General features: G+C 68.0%; 17 protein-coding genes and 1 tRNA gene. 3 read left to right on the forward strand and 15 right to left on the reverse strand.

Annotated features, from left to right (window positions below; all coding sequences use genetic code 11):
* Position 1 precedes the first annotated feature (1 nt).
* The 11 genes from atpD to prmC all read right to left on the reverse strand — a co-directional run bounded on the left by atpD (position 2) and on the right by prmC (position 10,131).
* On the reverse strand, positions 2 to 1,450 hold the full coding sequence (gene atpD, locus ET475_RS00950) for a F0F1 ATP synthase subunit beta (RefSeq protein ID WP_129385176.1): 1,449 nt from the start codon (positions 1,448 to 1,450) through the stop codon (positions 2 to 4).
* A 23-nt stretch (positions 1,451 to 1,473) separates the two neighbouring features.
* Positions 1,474 to 2,379 (reverse strand): F0F1 ATP synthase subunit gamma, encoded by a 906-nt coding sequence (locus ET475_RS00955; protein WP_129385178.1) that lies wholly within the window; start codon positions 2,377 to 2,379, stop codon positions 1,474 to 1,476.
* Positions 2,380 to 2,397: 18 nt separating this feature from the next.
* Positions 2,398 to 4,038 carry a F0F1 ATP synthase subunit alpha gene (gene atpA / locus ET475_RS00960; protein WP_129385181.1) on the reverse strand — a complete coding sequence of 547 codons (1,641 nt, stop codon included), beginning with the start codon at positions 4,036 to 4,038 and terminating at the stop codon, positions 2,398 to 2,400.
* A gap of 66 nt (positions 4,039 to 4,104) precedes the next feature.
* Positions 4,105 to 4,893 carry a F0F1 ATP synthase subunit delta gene (locus ET475_RS00965; RefSeq protein ID WP_129385183.1) on the reverse strand — a complete coding sequence of 263 codons (789 nt, stop codon included), beginning with the start codon at positions 4,891 to 4,893 and terminating at the stop codon, positions 4,105 to 4,107.
* Positions 4,893 to 5,447, reverse strand: a complete 555-nt coding sequence (locus ET475_RS00970; RefSeq protein WP_129385185.1) for a F0F1 ATP synthase subunit B — start codon at positions 5,445 to 5,447, stop codon at positions 4,893 to 4,895. The genes ET475_RS00965 and ET475_RS00970 overlap by 1 nt, the downstream gene beginning before the upstream one ends.
* A 26-nt stretch (positions 5,448 to 5,473) precedes the next feature.
* Entirely contained in the window at positions 5,474 to 5,713 is a 240-nt protein-coding gene (atpE, locus tag ET475_RS00975) for an ATP synthase F0 subunit C (protein ID WP_129385187.1), read from the reverse strand.
* Between the two features lie 44 nt (positions 5,714 to 5,757).
* On the reverse strand, positions 5,758 to 6,570 hold the full coding sequence (atpB, locus tag ET475_RS00980; RefSeq protein ID WP_207205452.1) for a F0F1 ATP synthase subunit A: 813 nt from the start codon (positions 6,568 to 6,570) through the stop codon (positions 5,758 to 5,760).
* Positions 6,571 to 6,712: 142 nt separating this feature from the next.
* Positions 6,713 to 7,216, reverse strand: coding sequence for a Cg1360 family ATP-synthase-associated protein (locus ET475_RS00985; protein ID WP_129385191.1), 504 nt, complete (start codon positions 7,214 to 7,216; stop codon positions 6,713 to 6,715).
* Positions 7,203 to 8,399: an MraY family glycosyltransferase gene (locus ET475_RS00990; protein ID WP_129385193.1), complete on the reverse strand. Its 1,197-nt coding sequence runs from the start codon at positions 8,397 to 8,399 to the stop codon at positions 7,203 to 7,205. Before ET475_RS00990 ends, ET475_RS00985 begins: the two co-directional genes overlap by 14 nt.
* Positions 8,396 to 9,097 carry an L-threonylcarbamoyladenylate synthase gene (locus ET475_RS00995; protein ID WP_129385195.1) on the reverse strand — a complete coding sequence of 234 codons (702 nt, stop codon included), beginning with the start codon at positions 9,095 to 9,097 and terminating at the stop codon, positions 8,396 to 8,398. Before ET475_RS00995 ends, ET475_RS00990 begins: the two co-directional genes overlap by 4 nt.
* A gap of 44 nt (positions 9,098 to 9,141) precedes the next feature.
* Positions 9,142 to 10,131 carry a peptide chain release factor N(5)-glutamine methyltransferase gene (gene prmC, locus ET475_RS01000; RefSeq protein ID WP_242497715.1) on the reverse strand — a complete coding sequence of 330 codons (990 nt, stop codon included), beginning with the start codon at positions 10,129 to 10,131 and terminating at the stop codon, positions 9,142 to 9,144.
* Between the two features lie 1,198 nt (positions 10,132 to 11,329).
* Here prmC and ET475_RS01005 point away from each other — a divergent pair.
* Together ET475_RS01005 and ET475_RS01010 are read left to right on the forward strand one after the other, a co-directional pair.
* Positions 11,330 to 11,405 (forward strand) — tRNA-Arg (locus ET475_RS01005).
* 87 nt (positions 11,406 to 11,492) lie between these two features.
* Positions 11,493 to 12,374, forward strand: coding sequence for an aldo/keto reductase (locus tag ET475_RS01010; RefSeq protein WP_129385198.1), 882 nt, complete (start codon positions 11,493 to 11,495; stop codon positions 12,372 to 12,374).
* Positions 12,375 to 12,550: 176 nt separating this feature from the next.
* On the opposite strand, the gene poxB is transcribed toward ET475_RS01010, so the two are convergent.
* A complete protein-coding gene (gene poxB / locus ET475_RS01015) occupies positions 12,551 to 14,284 on the reverse strand; it encodes a ubiquinone-dependent pyruvate dehydrogenase (RefSeq protein WP_129385200.1) in 1,734 nt (577 codons plus the stop codon).
* 179 nt (positions 14,285 to 14,463) lie between these two features.
* Between poxB and ET475_RS01020 the strand changes: the two genes are divergently transcribed.
* Positions 14,464 to 14,748: a Fe-S cluster assembly protein HesB gene (locus ET475_RS01020; protein WP_129385202.1), complete on the forward strand. Its 285-nt coding sequence runs from the start codon at positions 14,464 to 14,466 to the stop codon at positions 14,746 to 14,748.
* Between the two features lie 29 nt (positions 14,749 to 14,777).
* Here ET475_RS01020 and ET475_RS01025 read toward each other — a convergent pair whose 3' ends face one another.
* The 3 genes from ET475_RS01025 to ET475_RS01035 are packed head-to-tail and all read right to left on the reverse strand — an operon-like array spanning position 14,778 to position 20,490.
* Complete coding sequence (locus ET475_RS01025; protein WP_129385204.1) at positions 14,778 to 18,188, reverse strand: error-prone DNA polymerase; 3,411 nt, start codon at positions 18,186 to 18,188, stop codon at positions 14,778 to 14,780.
* Entirely contained in the window at positions 18,188 to 19,798 is a 1,611-nt protein-coding gene (locus ET475_RS01030; RefSeq protein WP_129385206.1) for a DNA polymerase Y family protein, read from the reverse strand. Before ET475_RS01030 ends, ET475_RS01025 begins: the two co-directional genes overlap by 1 nt.
* On the reverse strand, positions 19,798 to 20,490 hold the full coding sequence (locus tag ET475_RS01035; RefSeq protein WP_422879929.1) for a hypothetical protein: 693 nt from the start codon (positions 20,488 to 20,490) through the stop codon (positions 19,798 to 19,800). Before ET475_RS01035 ends, ET475_RS01030 begins: the two co-directional genes overlap by 1 nt.
* Positions 20,491 to 20,727 lie beyond the last annotated feature (237 nt).

The following is a 20,727-nucleotide window of genomic DNA, read 5'->3' on the forward strand; positions in this document are numbered from 1 at the left end:
ATCAGCCGTTCTCCTTCTGGATCTGCGCCCACTTGGCCTCGACGTCGGAGATGCCACCGACGTTGAAGAACGCCTGCTCGGCGACGTGGTCGAAATCACCCTTGACGATGGCGTCGAACGACTCGATGGTCTCCTTGATCGGAACCGTGGAGCCCTCCACACCGGTGAACTTCTTGGCCATGTAGGTGTTCTGCGACAGGAACTGCTGGATGCGGCGCGCACGCGAGACGACGATCTTGTCTTCTTCGCTGAGCTCGTCGACACCGAGGATCGCGATGATCTCCTGCAGCTCTTTGTTCTTCTGCAGAATCTGCTTGACCGCCGTGGCGACCCGGTAGTGGTCCTCGCCGATGTAGCGCGGGTCGAGGATGCGGCTGGTCGAGGTCAGCGGGTCGACGGCCGGGTACAGACCCTTCGACGCGATCTCGCGGCTGAGCTCGGTGGTCGCGTCGAGGTGCGCGAACGTCGTGGCCGGCGCCGGGTCGGTGTAGTCGTCGGCGGGCACGTAGATCGCCTGCAGCGAGGTGATCGAGTGGCCACGGGTCGAAGTGATGCGCTCCTGCAGCACGCCCATCTCGTCGGCCAGGTTGGGCTGGTAGCCCACCGCCGAAGGCATGCGACCCAGAAGCGTCGACACCTCGGAACCGGCCTGCGTGAAACGGAAGATGTTGTCGATGAACAACAGCACGTCCTGCTTCTGCACGTCGCGGAAGTACTCGGCCATCGTCAGGGCCGACAGCGCGACACGCAGGCGCGTCCCCGGCGGCTCGTCCATCTGACCGAACACCAGGGCGGTCTTGTCGAAGACACCCGCCTCTTCCATTTCGGCGATCAGGTCATTGCCCTCACGGGTGCGCTCGCCGACACCGGCGAACACCGAGACACCACCGTGGTCCTGCGCGACGCGCTGGATCATCTCCTGGATGAGCACGGTCTTGCCCACGCCGGCGCCGCCGAACAGGCCGATCTTTCCACCCAGCACATACGGGGTGAGCAGGTCGATGACCTTGATGCCGGTCTCGAACATCTGGGTCTTCGACTCGAGCTGGTCGAAGCTGGGCGCCTGGCGGTGGATGCCCCAGCGCTCGGTGATCTCGATGGTCTCGCCCGGCTGCGCGTTGAGCACATCACCGGTCACGTTGAACACGTGGCCCTTGGTGACGTCACCGACCGGAACAGTGATGGGGCCGCCGGTGTTGCGCACCTCCTGCCCACGGACCATGCCGTCGGTGGGCTTGAGCGAAATGGCGCGCACGAGGTCGTCGCCCAGGTGCTGGGCGACCTCGAGCGTGATCTCGGTCGATTCGCCATCGATCGTGATCGTGGTCTTCAGCGCGTTGTAGATGTCGGGGATCGCATCGTGCGGGAACTCGATGTCGACCACGGGACCGGTGACGCGCGCGACGCGGCCGGTGACCGTCGTCTCGGTCTCCTGTGCGGTGAGGCTCATGGCTTCTTCTCTTTCGATGGGGTCTACTTGGCCGATGCCAGGGCGTCGGCGCCGCCGACGATCTCGGCGATCTGCTGCGTGATCTCGGCCTGTCGCGCGTTGTTGCGCAGCCGGGTGTAGTCGGTGATGAGCTTGTCGGCGTTGTCGCTGGCCGATTTCATCGCCTTCTGCGTCGCGGCATGCTTGGCCGCCGACGACTGCAGAAGCGCGTTGAAGACGCGGCTCTGGATGTAGACCGGCAGGATGGCATCCAGCACGGTCTCGGCATCGGGCTCGAACTCGTACAGCGGGTACACCGGGGCCTTGGCGTCGTCTTCGTCGTCGGCGGCCTCGACGACCTCCAGCGGCAGAAGGCGCACGGTCTCGGGGCTCTGCGTCATCATGCTGACGAAGCGGTTGTAGACGAGATGGATCTCGTCGACGCCGCCGTCTTCGCCGCCCAGCTCGAAGGCGTCGAGCAAGGTCGCGGAGATGTCTTCGGCCCAGGTGAACCGCGGTGTGTCGGTGTCGCCGATCCACTCGGCCGCATGTGCCATCTTGCGGAACTGGAAATACCCGACGGCCTTGCGGCCGATGAGGTAGAACACCGGTTCCCGGCCCTCGGACTTGAGCAGCTCGGCCAGTTCCAGCCCCTCGCGCAGGATCTGCGAGTTGAAGGCACCGGCCAGGCCTCGGTCGGAGGTGAAGATGACCACGGCCGAACGACGGATCTGCTCGGGCTCGCGGGTCAGCGGGTGGTCGACGTTCGAATGCGTCGCCACCGCCGACACGGCCCGTGTCACGGCCTGCGCGAAGGGAGCCGCCGCGCGTACACGCGCCATCGCCTTCTGGATGCGCGAAGCCGCGATGAGTTCCATCGCCTTCGTGATCTTCTTGGTGGTCTCAGCAGAAGCAATCTTCTGCTTGTAGACCCGGAGTTGTGCGCCCATGTCTTACGTCTCCAGCGCTCAGCCCCGACGGCCCTTGACGATCTTCTCCTGGTTGACGTCGGCGGCGTCGGCTGCCTCGTACTCCTCCGAACCCGGGGCGTCGATGGCAGTGCCTGCGCCGCCCTGGAACTCGGGGATGAATGCGTCGGTGACCTTGACGAGCTCGGCGAGCGTCTCGTCGTCGAGCACGTTGGTCTCGCGCAGTCGGTCCAGGATCGTCGTGTTGCGTCGGATGTAGTCGAGCAGTTCGCGTTCGAAGCGCAGCACGTCTTCGACCTCGATGGTGTCGAGCTTGCCGTTGGTGCCGGCCCAGATCGAGACGACCTGCTCCTCCACCGGGTACGGCGAGTACTGCGGCTGCTTGAGCAGCTCGGTCAGCCGGGCACCGCGCTCGAGCTGGCGGCGGGATGCCGCATCCAGGTCGCTCGCGAACATGGCGAACGCCTGCAGCGAGCGGTACTGGGCAAGTTCGAGCTTGAGGGTTCCCGAGACCTTCTTGATCGACTTCACCTGGGCGTCGCCACCCACGCGCGACACCGAGATGCCCACGTCGACCGCGGGACGCTGGTTCGCGTTGAAGAGGTCGGACTGCAGGAAGATCTGGCCGTCGGTGATCGAGATCACGTTGGTCGGGATGTAGGCCGACACGTCGTTGGCCTTGGTCTCGATGATCGGAAGACCGGTCATCGACCCCGCGCCCAGCTCGTCGGAGAGCTTGGCGCAACGCTCGAGCAGGCGGGAGTGCAGGTAGAAGACGTCACCGGGGTAGGCCTCGCGCCCCGGCGGGCGGCGCAGCAGCAGCGACACGGCACGGTAGGCCTCGGCCTGCTTCGACAGGTCGTCGAACACGATGAGCACGTGCTTGCCCTGGTACATCCAGTGCTGGCCGATGGCCGAGCCGGTGTACGGCGAGAGGTACTTGAAGCCGGCCGGGTCAGAGGCGGGAGCGGCGACGATCGTCGTGTACTCCATAGCGCCGGCGTCTTCGAGCGCGCCCTTCACCGAGGCGATGGTCGAGCCCTTCTGGCCGATAGCGACGTAGATGCAGCGCACCTGCTTGTTCTCGTCGCCCGAGGCCCAGTTGGCCTTCTGGTTGATGATCGTGTCGATGGCGATGGCGGTCTTGCCGGTCTGGCGGTCGCCGATGATCAGCTGACGCTGACCGCGGCCGACGGGGATCATCGCGTCGATGGCCTTGATGCCGGTCTGCAGCGGCTCGTGCACGCTCTTGCGCTGCATGACGCCGGGCGCCTGCAGTTCGAGCGCACGACGACCCTCGCTGGCGACCTCGCCGAGGCCGTCGAGCGGGTTGCCCAGCGGGTCGACCACGCGACCGAGGTAGCCGTCACCGACGGGAACCGACAGCACCTCGCCGGTGCGGGTGACCTGCTGGCCTGCCTCGATGCCGGAGAATTCACCGAGTACGACGACACCGATCTCGCGCTCGTCGAGGTTCAGTGCCAGGCCGGCCGTGCCGTCAGCGAAGGTGACCAGCTCGTTGGCCATGACGCCGGGCAGTCCCTCGACGTGGGCGATGCCGTCCGCCGTGTCGACGACTGTACCGACCTCGGTCGCTGCCGCCCCGGTGGGCTCGTACGCGGCGACGAAGTCCTTCAGCGCGTCACGAATGACGTCAGGGCTGATGGAGAGTTCTGCCATTGTCTTCCTTTTGTTCGAGGGGCCTCGGCCCCGAAGTCGCCGTCCCAAGAGGACGGGAAGTCTGTCTCAGCCTGCCAGCCGCTGCCGCAGGTCGTTCAGTCGGGTGGATACGCTCGCGTCGATCACATCGTCGGCGATCTGCACGCGCACGCCGCCCACCACAGAGCGGTCGATCACGGTGTTGACCGAGATCTCGCTGTCGTACTTCGCCGCCAGCAGCTTCGCGATCCGTTCGATCTGCGCCGCCGAGAGCGGCACCGCGCTGGTGACCCGCGCCACCTTGCGTCCGCGAGCGGAGGCCACGATGCGCTCGGCGCGCGCCAGCAGCTCGCGCACGCGCCGCTCACGCGGGCGCTGCACGACCGCCGAGGCGATAAGTGCGGTCGCCGCGCTCGTACGCGAGCCCAGCAGTGCCTCGACGAGGCGGCCCTTTTCGCCGGCTTCGCCCAGGCGGCTGCCCAACGCGAGCTCGAGCTGCGGGTCGCCCGCGACCACGCGGCCGAACTGGAACAGCTCGCCTTCGACGTCGGCTTTCGCGTCGGCCGATGCGGCAGCTCTGATCGCCAGCTCCTCGACGGCATCGACCAGGTCGGCGGCACGCGACCAGCGCTGCGTGCCCACCGTCGACAGCAGCTCACGAGTGACCGGCTGCAGCGTCGCGAACACGTCAGAGACGACCTTCGCTCGTGCCGGAGCGCTCGCTCCCCAATCGGCCAGCGCACCGCTCAGCGCCGGCGTGTCGGCCAGCGCGCGTGCGGCGGCGAAAAGTTCGCCGGCGACGCCGAGGTCGACTCCGGACGCGGCATCCAGCGCCGCGTTCGATGCCGCAAGGGCCTGAGTGGTCGCGCTGCCCATTAGTGCGCTGCCTTGGTCTCGGATGCCTCGAGCTCAGCGAGGAACCGGTCGACGACCGACTGCGCCTTCGCGTCATCGGAGAGGGTCTCTCCGATGACACCGCCGGCCAGATCAAGCGCCAACGAGCCAACCTCGCCGCGCAGCGACACGAGAGCGCTCTGGCGCTCCGCCTCGATCTGCGCGTGCGCGGTCGCGGTCACGCGACTCGCCTCGGCGGTGGCGTTGTCCTTGGCCTCGGCGACGATCTTCTTGGCATCTTCGCGAGCGGCCTCACGGATCTCGCCGGCTTCCTTGCGGGCCTCGGCGAGCTGCGCGGTGTACTGCTCGAGCGCGGCCTCGGCCTGACGCTGAGCCTCATCGGCCTTCTCGATGTTGCCCTCGATGGCGGCGGCGCGCTGGTCGAGCATGTCTTGCATGCGCGGCAGCACGAACTTCCAGAACACGACCAGGATCGCGATGAAGCAGAGCGCACCCCATACCAGGTCGGAGATCTCCGGCAGCAGCGGGTTGTGAGTTTCCTCTTCCGCGGCCAGAGTGACAAGAGCCCGAAGCATCCTGTCTCCTTACGTGAAGAGGCGGATCAGTTGTAGCCGAAGATGAAGCCGGTGGCGATACCGATGAACGCGAGCGCCTCGGTGAACGCGATACCGATCCACATGAGCACCTGCAGACGGCCGGCCAGCTCAGGCTGACGGGCGACGCCCTCAATGGTCTTGCCGACGACGATGCCGATGCCGATGGCGGGGCCGATCGCGGCCAGGCCGTAGCCGACGGTGGCGATCGAACCGGTCACAGCCGCCAGAACCGTAGTAGCTTCCACGGGTTTTTCCTTTCGTTGGGTGGGTCGGCTCGTGCCGATCCCGCTCAGTGCTCGTCCGCGACCGCGAGCTGAATGTAGACCGCGGTGAGGATTGCGAAGATGTACGCCTGAAGGGCGGCCACCAGGATTTCGAAGAGGGTGAAGGCGAAGCCGAAGGCCAGGGTGCCCGCCCCCAGAAGCGCCCACCAGTGCCCGGCGGTGAAGAAGAAGAACCACGTCGCCGTGAAGAACAGCACCAGCATGAGGTGCCCGACGATCATGTTCATCAGAAGACGCAGGGTGAGGGTCACCGGCCGGATGACGAATGTCGAAAGCAGCTCGAGCAACGCGACGAAGATGTTGATGCCCGCGGGAATGCCCGACGGGAACAGCGAGTTGCGCACGAACTTCTTCGGGCTCTTCTTCAGACCCGCGTAGATGAAGGTGACGTACGACACGATCGCCAGCAGCAGCGGAACGGCGATGATGCTCGTGCCGGCGATGTTCAGACCCGGGATGATGCCCGTGAAGTTCATGAACAGCACCATGAAGAAGATGGTGGTCAGAATCGGCAGGAAGCGGTTGCCGTCTTTGCGACCCAGCAGATCGTGGGCGATGCCGTTGCGCACGAAGTCGAGGCCGTACTCGATGACGCTCTGGAAGCGGCCGGGCACCAGCTTCATCCGGCGGGTGCCGACCACGAACAGCACGATCAGCACGATCGTCGCAAGAATCTGGATGAGGTTGATGCGCGTCAGCGCGAACGGGGTGCCCTCGAAGAGAAGGACCGACGGAAAGAACTCGTCGATCGACGGCGGCTGAAACCCGCCATCAGACTCCGCGGCTTTCGCGATCAGTGTCGCAGCTTGAGTGAACAGCGCTGGCTCCAACTTCGGGGCATCGGTCGAAACCGTTGCGACGATGGTCGATGGGAACGCACTCCCCACCTCAGCACGGACAAGCGGCGGGCGGGCGGGTGCTCCTCTACCCTATCAAACTCGGCGAGAAGACAAGTCCGGTTCAGCCACGCCGGTTCTGCTGGTCGTCATCCGACGATGACGGCTCGTCGTCGTCGGATGAGGTGGGCAGCTCGACGGTGACGGTGGGCACCCGCATCCGGGTCAGTACGACCACATCGATGACGAGGGATGCCACCACTCCGGCCACGATCGCGACGAAGAACACCGTCGGCTCGATCCACGGCTGACCGCGCAGCACCAGCAGCACGACGATGAAGACGACGAACTTCAGCAGCCAGCCGCCCAGCACGATGCCGAAGAACACCGGCACGTACAGCGCATCGCCGAACCAGCGGTTCGCGATGAGGATGCTCGCCCCGGTCACGCCGAGGAAGAGCGCGGCCAACACGATTCCGGCCAGAGCACTGAACAGGCCCGGTGTTCCGGCGACGACGAAGCCGATCACCGCGCCGGCGACGGCCAGCACGGCGGTGACCACCGCCGACCACACAAGCGTCGTGCGCAGAACGGGGGTGCTGGAAACGGGGCTGTCACGGTTGGTCAACGGTGTGCTCCTGAGAGGCGGGCGTCTGCGACGCCGGGTGGGATGCCGCGGCCGGGCGCCGCGTGCGACGGTTCGGAATGAAGGTGACCACGAGGCAGGCAGCGATACCGACGACCCCGAATCCGACGCCGAGCCAGTATTGGCCAGGCCAGTCGTGGCCGACGCCGATGTACATCAGCAGCATGGACAGGCCGATGACCGCCGTCCATGCGTAGAAGATGAGCACGGCCGTGCGGCTGGAGTGCCCCATGTCGAGCATCCGATGATGTAGATGCTTGCGGTCGGGCGAGAACGGCGACTTGCCCTGCCACGACCGCCTGATCACCGCACTGCCGAAGTCGAGCAGCGGCAGGATCGCCACCGCCACCGGCAGCAGGATCGGCAGGAACGCACCGAGCAGCTGCGAGCGGCCGAATTCATCGGGATCGAGCGTCGCCGGGTCGAACTGCCCGGTGATGGCGATGGCGCCGGTGGCCAGCAGCAGCCCGAGCACGAGCGCGCCCGAGTCGCCCATGAACATCTTGGCGGGGTGCCAGTTCATCGGCAGGAATCCCAGGCACATGCCCACCACCACGCACGCGATGAACGACGCAAGGTTGAAGTAACTCGACGCTCCCGAATCGCGCACCACGAAGTACGAGTAGGCGAAAAATATCGTGCTGGCGATCAAGCAGACCCCCGCCACGAGCCCGTCGAGTCCGTCGATGAAGTTCACCGCATTCATCACGACGACGATCGCGAACACCGTCAGCGTGAAGCTGACCGCCGCCGACGGCACCGTCATGCCGCCGATCGGCAGCGAGAAGATCTGCAGTTGACCCCACCAGGCGATGATGCCGGCCGCGAGGAATTGGGCGGCGAGCTTGAGCATCCAATCGAGATCCCACAGGTCGTCGGCGACGCCGACGAGCACCGTCAGCCCGGTCGCTGCCAGGATCGCGAAGACCGCTCGCGGGTTGGCCCAGAAGATCTGGAAGTACGGGGTGAACGCCGACACCGTGAACGCGCCGACCATCCCGAGGAACATAGCGATGCCGCCCAGCCGTGGCGTGGGCGTGCTGTGCACATCACGCTCGCGGATGGCGGGGTACAGCTTGTATCGCAGCCCGATGCGCCACACCGCCCACGAGAGGATCAACGTCAGCGTGGCGGTGAAAAGGATCGTGAAGATGTACTGCTTCACCCGTCGTCACCGCTGGGCTCGGGGTCGGGCTCAGGGTCGGGCTCGAGAAGATCGCCGAGCACGCCGCGCAACCGCTCGCGATCGACAGCACCCTCGCGCAGCACCCGCACAACGGGGTGGTCGGTGCCGACCAGACCTGTCGCGTCGATGATGGTCGACGGAACGCCGGTCGCGCTGGCCCCGGCATCCAAATACACCGCGACACTGTCGTCGAGCATCCGCCGCGCGTCGTCGGCGGTGACGGCGGCGGGCTTTCCCGTGAGATTGGCGCTCGAGACCGCCAGCGGCCCTGTCTCGGTGAGCAGCTCGAGCGCCAGCGGATGATCGGGCATGCGCACGGCCACAGTGCCGTGCGTATCGCCGAGGTCCCAGGTCAGCGACGGCTGCGCGGGCAGCACCACGGTCAGCCCGCCCGGCCACAGCTCGTCGACCAGATGTGCGACCGGTTCAGGAACCTCCGAGACCAGCGCCTGCATCATGTCGCGCCCCGACACCAGCACCGGCGGCGGCTGCTGCCGGCCGCGCCCCTTGGCCGCCAGCAGCCGGGCGACCGCCTGCGGGTTGAAGGCGTCGGCGGCCACGCCGTACACCGTGTCGGTGGGCATCACGATGAGCTCACCGCGCACGATGGCTTGGCGGGCCTCGCGCATACCGGCGAGAAGATCGGCCTGAACGGCGCAGTCGTAGAGGGGGGACATGACCCGTCCAGTGTAGCGACGCACACCTGTGCGGCCTCGTGCGGTCAGGGGCGAATCGCCGTCGTGGCGCGGTCGCGTCCGGTGAGGTCGGGGTGGGTGGCCGCGGCGCGCCAGCCGTCGGCGGTCAGCAGCTCGCGGAGCGGTTCGCCCTGCCATTCGCCGTGTTCGATGACGAGCGTTCCGCCCGCACGCAGCAGGCGCAGCGCGGTGCGGCTGAGCACCCGCACCACGTCGAGTCCATCGGGCCCGCCGTACAGCGCCTGGGGCGGGTCGAAAAGCCGCACCTCGGGATCGCGTGGGATCGCCTCGTCGGGAACGTAGGGCGGGTTGGATGCCACGACATCGACGGTCCCGTCCAGTTCGGCCGCGGCATCCGCCAGGTCTGCGTGCACCAGGTGGGTGTTCTCGCCGCCGTAGCGGGCGACATTGCGCGCGGCCCAGGCGTGCGCATCGGCGGAACGCTCGATCGCCCACACCTCGGCGTGCGGCACCTCGGTGGCCATCGCCAGGGCGATGGCGCCGCTGCCGGTGCCCAGGTCGACGGCGCGCGGGTGCCCGCTCGGCACGACCGCGAGCGCATCGATGGCCAGCTGCGCGACGATCTCGGTCTCGGGACGCGGAACGAACACGCCCGGCCCCACCTCGAGCTCGAGGTGGCGGAACGGCGCGAGCCCCGTCAGGTGCTGCAGCGGCTCGCGGCCGGCGCGCCGCGCGACCAGACCGTTGAAACGCTCGAGTTGTTCGGGGGCGAGCGCGTCATCGCGAAGTGCGGCGGCCTGGGCTCCCCCGCGGCTGGCGCCCAGCACGTGCGCGAGCAACAGCTCGGCATCGACGGCCGCGTCGGGAACCCCCGCGGCCGCGAGCGCGCCCGTGGCGGCGCGCAGCGCGGCGGCGGCGCGGGGGGTCGGGGTGGCGTGAGGCGCGGGGGCGTCGTGGGGCGCGGGGGCGTCGTGGGGCGCGGGGGCGCCGTGGGGCGCGGGGGCGCCGTGGGGCGCGGGGGCGTCGTGGGGCGCGGGGGTGTCGGGCATGTCCATGGGCGGCGTCCAGCCTATCGGCCGGGCTGCGGCATCCCCCGCGTCGTGGCAAGCCCCTCGCGGCCCCAGCATCCCTCGCGCTACCCGAATCCGCGTTCGCGCACGCAAATTGCACACGCGAACGCAGAACACGACAGCGCGAGCGTCACGCGCCCCCACAGACCACCCGCGCGAGCAGAACGCGACAGCGCGAGCAGAACACGACAGCGCGAGCAGAACACGACAGCGTACGCAGAACACGACAGCGCGAGCAGACCCACCCCACCCCAGCATCCCTCGCGCTACCCGAATCCGCGTTCGCGCACGCAAATCGCATACGCGAACGCAGAAACCAACATCGCGAGCGACGCGGACCCCCACAGACCACCAGCGCACGCAGAACGCGACAGCGCGACGCGGAAAAGGACAGCGCACGCAGAACACGACAGCGCGAGCAGACCCACCCCCGCCCAGCACCCCTCGCGCTACCCGAATCCGCGTTCGCGCACGCAAATCGCATACGCGAACGCAGAAACCAACAGCGCGAGCGACGCGCACCCCCACAAACCACCAGCGCACGCAGAACGCGACAGCGCGAGCAGAACGCGACAGTGCCAGCAGAACGGCGACAGCGCGAGCAGAACGCGACAGCGCGAGCAGAACACGACAGCGCGAGCCAAGCCACCCCGGCCCCAGCATCCGTCGCGCTACCCGAATCCGCGTTCGCGCACGCAAATCGCATACGCGAACGCAGAAACCAACATCGCGAGCGACGCGCACCCCCACAAACCACCAGCGCACGCAGAACGCGACAGCGCGAGCAGAACACGACAGTGCCAGCAGAACGCGACAGCGCGAGCAGAACACGACAGCGCGAGCAGAACGCGACAGCGCACGCAGAACACGACAGCGCGAGCCAAGCCACCCCGGCCCCAGCATCCCTCGCGCTACCCGAATCCACGTTCGCGCACGCAAATCGCATACGCGAACGCAGAAACCAACAGCGCGAGCGTCACGCACCCCCACAGACCACCCGCGCGAGCAGAACGCGACAGCGCACGCAGAACACGACAGCGCGAGCAGAACGCGACAGCGCACGCAGAACACGACAACGCACGCAGAACACGACAGCGCGAGCCGAGCGCGGGGAGCGCGAGCCAAGCACGGGCAGCGCACGCCGGGCGAGCGCGCACGCGCGACCCCCTAAGCTGGATGCCGCGCCCTCGTAGCTCAGTGGATAGAGCGGCGGACTCCTAAGCCGCGCGTCGGAGGTTCGATTCCTCTCGGGGGCACCAACCCACCCGCCACAGCAGGCTGTACACGCGTCAGCCAGGGCATGCCGGGACCTCCCTGACATGCCGGCGTCGACCTAGCCTGGGACCATGAGCGAGTTCGAACTGGCATTGAACAACGGCGTGATCATGCCCGCCCTGGGCTTCGGCGTGTTCCAGACCCCGCCCGATGAGACCGCGACCGCGGTCGATGAAGCGCTGCGGGTCGGCTACCGACACATCGATACGGCTGCGGCGTACGGAAACGAGCGAGGGGTCGGAGATGCCCTGCGCCGGTCGGATCTGGATCGAGCCGAGGTGTTCCTGGAGACGAAGGTCTGGATCAGCGACTACGGCTACGAGCAGACCCTGCACGCCTTCGACAAGAGCGCCGGCAAGCTCGGCGTCGACCAGATCGACCTGCTGATCCTCCACCAGGCTCTGCCGGGTGAGTTCGATCGCACCATCCAGGCATACCGGGCGCTGGAGAAGCTGCTCGCCGACGGCAAGGTTCGCGCGATCGGTGTGAGCAACTTCATGCCCGAACACCTCGACCGCCTTCTGGCGGCGACATCGGTGGTCCCCGCGGTGAACCAGATCGAGGTCCATCCCTACTTTCGCCAATCGGATCTGCTCGCCAAGAATGCCGAGCTGGGCATCGTGTCGCAGGCGTGGTCGCCGATCGGCGGCATCACGTTCTACCGCGAGGGCGGCAGCAGCACGCTCAACGACGAGACCATCGGGAGCATCGCCACAGCACATGGCGTCTCGCCGGCGCAGGTGATGCTGCGCTGGCACCTGCAGCAGCAGCGCTCGGCGATCCCCAAGTCGACGACACCGTCTCGCATCGCGGAGAACTTCGACGTGTTCGGCTTCGCCCTCGCCGCCGATGAGCTCGCCCGCATCGACGCGCTCGACACCGGTGTGCGCCGGGGACCCGAGCCCGACGACATCACTCTTCAAAGCTACGGCCGCGCCATCCCTGAAGCCTGAAGCCTGAGGTCTGACGCCTGACGCCTGACGCCTGACGCCTGAAGCTGAGGTCTGAAGCTGAAACTGAAACCGAAACCGAAACCGAAACTGAAACTGAAAATGAAACTGAAAATGAGGATGCCGGCCGGCGATGCCCGCGCCATCCCCGAAGCCTGATAGCCGCCCGGCGCACGCTCTCAGCCGAAGATGCGCCGCACGATGTTCACATCGGCAAGATCCAGCAGCTCGTCGCCGCGGCCGCTCATCACGGTGCGCAGCGCCCACAGGGTGAAGCCCTTGGCCTGCGCGGCGGTGATCGCCGGCGGGATCGAGAGCTCTTCGCGAGCAACGACCACGTCGACCAGCGCCGCACCGGGTACTGCGAACGCGCGCTGCAGGGCGTCTTCGAGATCGGCGGGATCTTCGACCCGGATGCCGGTGATCCCGACCGATGTCGCAACGTCGGCGAAGTTCGGGTTGTGCAGATCGGTCGCGAAATTCACGATGCCGGCGGCTTTCATCTCCAGCTCGACGAAGTTCAGCGAGGAGTTGTTGAACACGACGATCTTCACGGGCAGATCGTTCTGCGTGATCGAGATCAGGTCGCCCATGAGCATCGCCAGTCCGCCGTCACCGGCCAGGGCCACGACCTGGCGCGCCGGATCCACGCCCGCCGCACCCAGTGCTTGCGGCATCGCGCTCGCCATCGACCCGTGCACGAACGAGCCGAGCAGCATGCGCTCCCCCGTCATGCGCAGATAACGCGCCGCCCAGATCGTCGGGGTTCCGACATCCGCCGTGAACACGGCATCCTTCGCCGCCAACTCGTCGACCAGCCGCGCCACATACTGCGGATGGATGGGCCTCTTGCCGTCGTTCGCGGCCAGCTCGTCGAGTTCGCGCCGGGTCTTGCGGTAGTGCTTGACGCTGTCGGTGAGGTGCTTGGAAGCGCGACCCTCCTCGATCAACGGAAGCAGGGCGGATGCCGCGCTCTTGACGTCGCCGACGAGTCCGACATCGACCGGGGTGCGTCGACCCAGCTGCGATCCGCGCAGATCGATCTGGATGATCTGGGCCTTCTCGGGGTAGAACTGCCGGTACGGAAAGTCGGTGCCCAGCATCAGCAGCGCATCGCACTTGTCCATCGCTCGATATCCCGACGCGAAGCCCAGCAGTCCGGTCATGCCGACGTCGAACGGATTGTCGTACTCGATATGCGGCTTGCCGCGCAGCGCGTGCACGATCGGCGCCTGCAGTCGTTCGGCGAGCGCGACCACCTCGTCATGCGCCCCCGCCACTCCGGCCCCAGCCAGGATCGTCACCTTCTTGGCCGTATTCAGGATGTCGGCCGCCGCCTGCAGCTCAGCGGCGGCGGGCATCACGCGCGAGACGGCCGCGCGGATGGGTGATGAGGGCCGCCGGTCGGGGGCTTCTTGAAAGAACACATCGCCGGGCACGACGACGACCGCGACGCCACGTTCGCTGACCGCGGCGCGCAGGGCGTTCTCCAGCACCCATGGCAGCTGCGATGCGTCACTGATCAGCTCGCAGTAGACACTGCACTCCTGAAACAGGTCTTGCGGATGGGTCTCTTGGAAGTAGCCGCTGCCGATCTCGGCGAGCGGGATGTGCGAGGCGATCGCCAGCACCGGAACCCGGGTGCGGTTCGCGTCGAACAAGCCGTTGATGAAGTGCAGATTGCCCGGTCCGCAGCTGCCGGCAGCCACCGCCAACTCGCCGGTGACCTCTGCTTCGGCACCGGCGGCGAACGCCGCAGCCTCTTCGTGTCTCATGTGCATCCAGCGGATGCCGCCGTCACGCCGCATCGCTTCGGTGAAGGCGTTCAGCGAGTCGCCCGGGATTCCCCAGATGCGCTGCACACCGGCGTTCTTCAGGGTCTGCACGAAAAGCTCCGCCACGTTCGTCGACATGCCGACAGGGTAGGCCGCCGGTGCGCCCACCGCGAGGGGGTTGCACCGGCGGTGGGTGCACCCCCCGCGAGCGGGTTGCCGGAGTGTGTGAATCCCCTCCGAATGCCGGTGCAGGGTTGCATCCCCGTCGAATTCTCGGAATCGTGGCCGACTCGAAGTCCCTCACGGAAGGAGCTCTCATGCTCACCTTGACTGAGAACGCCCAGACGGCGGTGAAGTCGATCGTCTCGAACGGCCCGGAGGCAGAAACGGCCGGCCTGCGTATTCACGGCTCGGAAGACCCGGCTTCGGGTTTCGCGCTGTCGGTGGTGCCCGCGCCGGAGTCATCCGACACCATCGTCGACGAGTCGGGCGCGCGAGTGTTTCTGGATGCCGGGGCCGCAGCGGCCCTCGACGGACAGGTGCTCGACGCCCAGGTCGACACGGAAGGCGGCGTGCGCTTCGGCCTCTCCGCACAGGTCTGACCGGTGTGGTCCCGGCGCGGGCCGGGACCTCACCGGAAGTCGCGGGAGCGATGATCGACCCCGACCCGGAGGTCTTCGACTGCATCGGCGAGCAGGTTCACAACGCCCTCGGCAGACCGTTCGATGATTCCCCGCACGATCAGTGCCGGCGCATCGCGCACGATGCGTCGGTACCGGGTCCACACCCCCATCGAACAGATCACGTTGACGATCCCGTGCTCGTCTTCGAGATTGATGAAAGTGATACCGGATGCCGTGGCCGGGCGCTGGCGGTGTGTGACAAGTCCCGCCACCTCGACGCGTCGGCCGGTTTCGTGTGTGCGCAGCTCGCGCGAGGTCAGCACGCCGCGGGCATCCAGCGGTGCCCGGAAATGCGTGAGCGGATGATCGTCGGTGGACACACCGGTCGCCCACAGATCGGCGGCCAGCCTCTCGTAGCTCGACGGGTCACCGAACAGCGGCGGCTGCACTGACACCATCGAGTCGGGCAGGAACTCGGCCTTGTCCTGGGCCGCCGAGCCTGCCAGCCAGATCGCCTCGCGGCGGGTCAGCCCCAGGCATTCGAAGGCTCCCGCAGTGGCCAGCGCCTCCAGCTGCGCGGTGTTGACGCCGACCCGGCGCACCAGGTCGCGCAGATCGCGATAACGCCCGTGCGTATCGCGCTCGGTGACGATCTTCTCGGCCAGCGTCGACCCGATGCCCTTGACCGCAGCCAACCCCAGTCGCACGGCGAAGGCCCCGTCGCGACGATGCGCGGCGGACTCGTCGGGCGCGTCGATGTCGAAGTCGCCGACCGGCGGTTGGTGGCGGGACAGGCATGAGTCCCTGCCGGTGACGGCCGTCTCGTCTTGCTGCGCTCGCTCAACGAGCGGTTCGGCACCCGACACGTGCAGGTCGGGCCGACGCACCTCGACGCCGTGCCGGCGCGCGTCGGCGACCAGCGTGGCCGGTGAGTAGAACCCCATCGGCTGCGCACGCAGAAGACCGGCCAAGAACGCGGCCGGGTAGTGCAGCTTCAGCCAACTGCTCGCATAGACCAGCAGCGCGAACGACAGCGAATGCGATTCAGCAAAACCGAAGTTCGCGAACGCCTGGATCTTCTCGTAGATGGTGTCTGCGGCATCCCCCACCAATCCATTGGCCGCCATTCCCTCGTACAGCTTCTGCTTGAGCGACTCGATGCGCTCCACGCCACGTTTGGAGCCCATCGCCCGGCGCAGCAGGTCGGCATCTTCACCCGACAAGCCACCGATGGCCATGCCCATCTGCATGAGCTGCTCTTGGAACACCGGCACCCCCAGCGTGCGCGCGAGCACCGGCTCGAGCTTCGGGTGTGCGTACGTCACCTTCTCGCGCCCGAGTTTGCGACGCACATACGGGTGCACGGCCCCGCCTTGGATGGGACCGGGACGGATAAGCGCTATCTCGATGACGAGGTCGTAGAAGCGACGCGGCTGCAGACGCGGCAGCAGGCCCATCTGCGCACGCGATTCGACCTGGAACACGCCGATCGAGTCGGCACGGCACAGCATGTCGTAGACGGCGGATTCCTCTTTCGGAATGGTGGACAGCTCCCACACCTCCCCCGTGGACGCACGGATGAGATCGAAGCAATACTGCAGGGCCGCCAACATCCCCAGCCCCAGCAGGTCGAACTTCACCAGGCCCATCCACGCCGCGTCGTCTTTGTCCCACTGGATGACGGTGCGGCCGGGCATGCGCGCGTGCTCGATGGGCACGACCTCACCGACCGGCCGCTCGGTGAGCACCATGCCGCCGGAGTGGATGCCCAGGTGCCGCGGGGCTTTCAAGAGCTCTTCGGCGTATTCGATCACCTGGTCGGGGATGTCGTGGCCGTCGCCGGTGGACAGACTCGCACCCCATCTCTCCACCTGCTTCGACCAGGCATCCTGCTGCCCCGGCGAATACCCGAGCGCCCGCGCCATATCGCGCACGGCGTTCTTCGGCCGGTACTGGATGACGTTGCACACCTGCGCGGCACGATCCCGGCCGTACTGCTCGTAGACCCACTGGATGATCTCTTCACGCCGGTCGGAATCGAAGTCCACGTCGATGTCGGGCTCTTCCTCGCGCAGGCTCGACAGGAACCGCTCGAACGGCAGCTCGTAGGCGATAGCATCGACGGCGGTGATATCCAGCAGATAGCAGACGGCGCTGTTGGCCGCCGATCCCCGCCCCTGGCAGAGGATGCCGCGCCGCCGGGCTTCTTGCACGATGCCGTACACGATCAGGAAGTAGCCGGGAAAGTCCTTCTGCTCGATGACGTCGAGTTCGTGGGCGATGCGCTGCCGGTCTTTCGCGATGAGATCGGGATATTTGCGTGGAACCGCCCCCCACACCAGCTGTCGCAGATGCGACATGGGCGTCTGCCCTTCGGGCACACGCAGCTTGGGCAGCGCGGGCTTGGCCATGCGCAGGGGGAACGCCAGCTCGTCGGCGAGGGCGACAGTGCGTGCCACCGCTCCGGGGTACCGGGCAAACCGTCGCTGCATCTCGGCGCCGCTGCGCAGGTGGGCGCCGGCATGGGCGGGCAGCCAGCCGTCGAGCTCGTCGAGACTGCGACCTGCCCGTACGGCGGCGACGGCCGCGGCCAGGGTCCGCCGCCGGGGATTCGCGTAGTGCACGTTGTTGGTGGCCACCGTGGCCAGGCCCCGGTCGGCGGCCAGCTGCGCGAGCAGGTCGTTGACCGTCGAGTCCATCGGCTCGCCGTGATCGATCAGTTCGACATACACGTTGTCCACCCCGAAACCGGCGACCAGCCGGTCGAGCGCGGCGGCCGCGGCATCCCTCCCTCCGGTCAGCGTCACCTCTGCCAGTGCCCTGCGCACCGCGCCCTTGCGGCAGCCGGTGAGAATCGCCCAGTGCCCCTCGGCCTGCGCGGCCAGCTCGTCGAGGTCGTAGACCGGCCGCCCCTTCTCGGCACCACGCAGTTGCGCGTGCGTGATCGCGGCCGCCAGCCGGTGGTAGCCCTCCTGCCCGCGTGCGAGCACGAGCAGATGGGCGCCGGCGGGGTCTGCCTCGCCCTTCTGGGGTCGGGGAAGCTCGAGTGACAGTTCGGCACCGTACACGGTCTTCAACGCCCGGTCGGCTGCGGCTTCGGCGAACCGCACCACGCCGTAGAAGCCGTCGTGGTCGGTGATCGCCAGAGCATGCAGACCAAGCCGTTCGGCCTCTTCGACGAGTTCTTCGGGAGAGGATGCCCCATCGAGGAACGAGAACGACGAGTGCGCGTGCAGCTCGGCGTAGGGCACCACATCGGCGGGCCGCTCGATGGGCGGCGGCACGTATGGTCCACGCTTGTGCGACCACGCCGGGCTGTCGCCGCCGTCGGCACCGGCGGGAACCGAGCGGGGCCGGCGCCGGTCGCTGAGCACACGCTCGAGCTCGGACCACGAGATGGAGGGGTTGTTGAAGCCCATCAGTCGTACCGCGCCTCGGCCGCCCAGCGGCCGCCCTCGCAGACGAGCAGCCAGGCGTTCTGCTCGGCGTCGACGATCTGAAACCTGTGCGCACGACGCGCACGCGCGGCATCCCACCCGCGCTCGTCGACGGTCCACGGCCCTGCCCACGAGACGATGTCGCGGCCTCGCCCGGCTTCGGTCAGCCGCGCCGGCGGGGCGCTGAGCGTTCCGCGCTCGTCGACCTCGACGATCACCCCCGTCTCAGAGACGACATCGACGAGCTGCGGATGCGGGAACACCGTCGCCGGAGCCGGAGGCGGCAGGCTGCCGGGCCACGGCCGCGACCGCTGCGCGGCCACCGCACGATCGCCGCGGTCACCCCAGGGCACGAGCACCTGTCGCTCGCTCAGCCACCGCCCCCCGCCGATCGCGGGGGTGAGCACCCCACGGTGCCCGAGCATCGCCTGCACGCGAGAGAGCGCATGATGCACGCGATCGTCGGGGCCCGAGCCGAAGATGGCGGGCTGATGGGCGGATGCCGCATCCACCGCCTCGGGATGGATCCGTGCGAGCACCACTCCGCTGCGCAGCACATGGTTCTGCGCGTCTTCGGCCAGCTGCCAGCGCACGCGATCGATGACCGCGGCCGCGTCGAACGAGCGCGGGTGCAGCCACACCCGCTCGCTGCGCTCGCCCCGCTCACCGACCAGTTCGACCCGCAGCTCGGTACACACCAGATCGACGGCGCCGAGCCCGCCGATGAACTCATCGGCTGCCATACGCATGCCGAACGCCACCTGCTCGGCCGCTTCCACGGCCGGTTCGAAGGCGACCTCGCGATCGAGCTCGGGCGGCGGCGTGCGCGGCTGCACCGGGCGGGAGTCGGCGCCGCCGGCCAGCTCATGCAGTCGCCGCCCCACCGGCCCGAACCGGTCGTGCACGAGTGCACGGTCAAGATCGGCGAACGCCCCCAGAGTGTGCACCCCGAGCCGGCTGAGAAGATGGGCGAGTCCGTCGTCTTGCAGTGAGGTCACCGGCAAAGGAGCCAGGAACTCCGCCGCCGCGCCGTCGGCGACCACGCGCACGGGCGCGTCGGGGGCGGTGGCACGGGCTGCCTGCTCGGCGGTGAACGGTCCGTCGGCGACGCCCGCGCGCACCCCGGGCAGTTCTTCTGCCTCGGCGAGCAGGTCGAGAATCTCGCAGGCGGCGGCGTTCTCGCCGCCGTAGTACCGCGCCGGCCCCCGGGCGCGCAGCGCGCACAGCCCCGGCCGGATGATCTGCACGCCGGGGGCGAGCTGCTCGATGCGAGTGACGATCGGCGAGAACATACGCGCGTCGCGCTCGGGATCGGCCGGAACGATCTCGAGACGCGGACAGCGCGCCTGCGCGTCGCGGCGCCGCTGACCGCGGCGCACGCCGTCGGCACGGGCCGCCGCCGAGCATGCCACGACGGTGTTGGCGTGCACGATGGCCAGGGCCGCGGCATCCATCCCCGCGACATCCGGGGCCGCAGCATCCACCCCCGCAGCATCCACCCCCGCAGCATCCACCCTCCCGCGCTGCCGGCGCAGCGCCGTGACCGGCCAGTCGGGAAACCACAGCACGAGGCTGCGTGTCGCCGCGTTCATCAGCCCACCGCCCGCATCGGCACCGGCGAGACCTGGGACACGGCGGTCAGTCCCCCGGTCTCGTCGGGCAGCACCAGCCGCGCCCGGCGTGGCACCGCCCAGCGCCGGCTGGTCACACTCACTGTCAGCGCACGTCGGCGCAGAAAGCCGTACCCGTCGCCCACACCCGACCATTCCGACCGGTCGACGGCGATGGATGCCTCGGCCTGCGGCCACACTCCCTGCACGAGCAGCACCCCGCCCCGGTCGCGCAGCCGTGCCGACAGTCGAGACACCTCGCCGGGAGACACCCGCCCGGCCGGACGCACGGCGACCACCGGAAGCACGTCGGCGACCGTCGCAGTCACCGCAAGCCAGCGCGGCCCCGGTTCGGGGATGAGCACCATGCGCGACAGGTCGACGCCCAGCTGCTCGGCCGCCTCGGCGCCGAGCTCGGGCATTCCCACCACACCGCACCATGACCCCTCTTGCGAGGGGCGAGCGAGCAGCGCCAACAGCAGCGAGGCCGACGGCGCCAGCGCATACGCGGCGCCTGCGCGCAACCCGCCCCCGGGCAGCAGGCCGGCGAGGCTGGGCAGGGTGGGCAGCACGGCCGCGCCGAGCCGACGCCCCTGCACCCGCTCAAGCTGGGCACGCAGTCGCGAGATCTCCGTCTGCGCTGTCGCAGCCCCTGCCGACATGATCGCCCCCACTTCATCATCCTAGAACGCATGTTCTAGTGCGTCAATCGTGAGAACGACGATAGACGTAGCCTCCGACATCGGGAACGCGTCTATCCATAGGCTATGTTCGATAGTCCGTGTTCCGCGCCCGTCGCGGCTCGCGCTACCGCATTCTGCGTTCGCGCCCGCAAATCGCATGCGCGAACGCAGAAAACGACAGCGCGAACGAGGGCGCCGCGGGAAACGCCGCGGCGCGCGCCGCGGGGC

The organism is Microbacterium protaetiae, assembly GCF_004135285.1.
Lineage (GTDB): Bacteria > Actinomycetota > Actinomycetes > Actinomycetales > Microbacteriaceae > Microbacterium > Microbacterium protaetiae.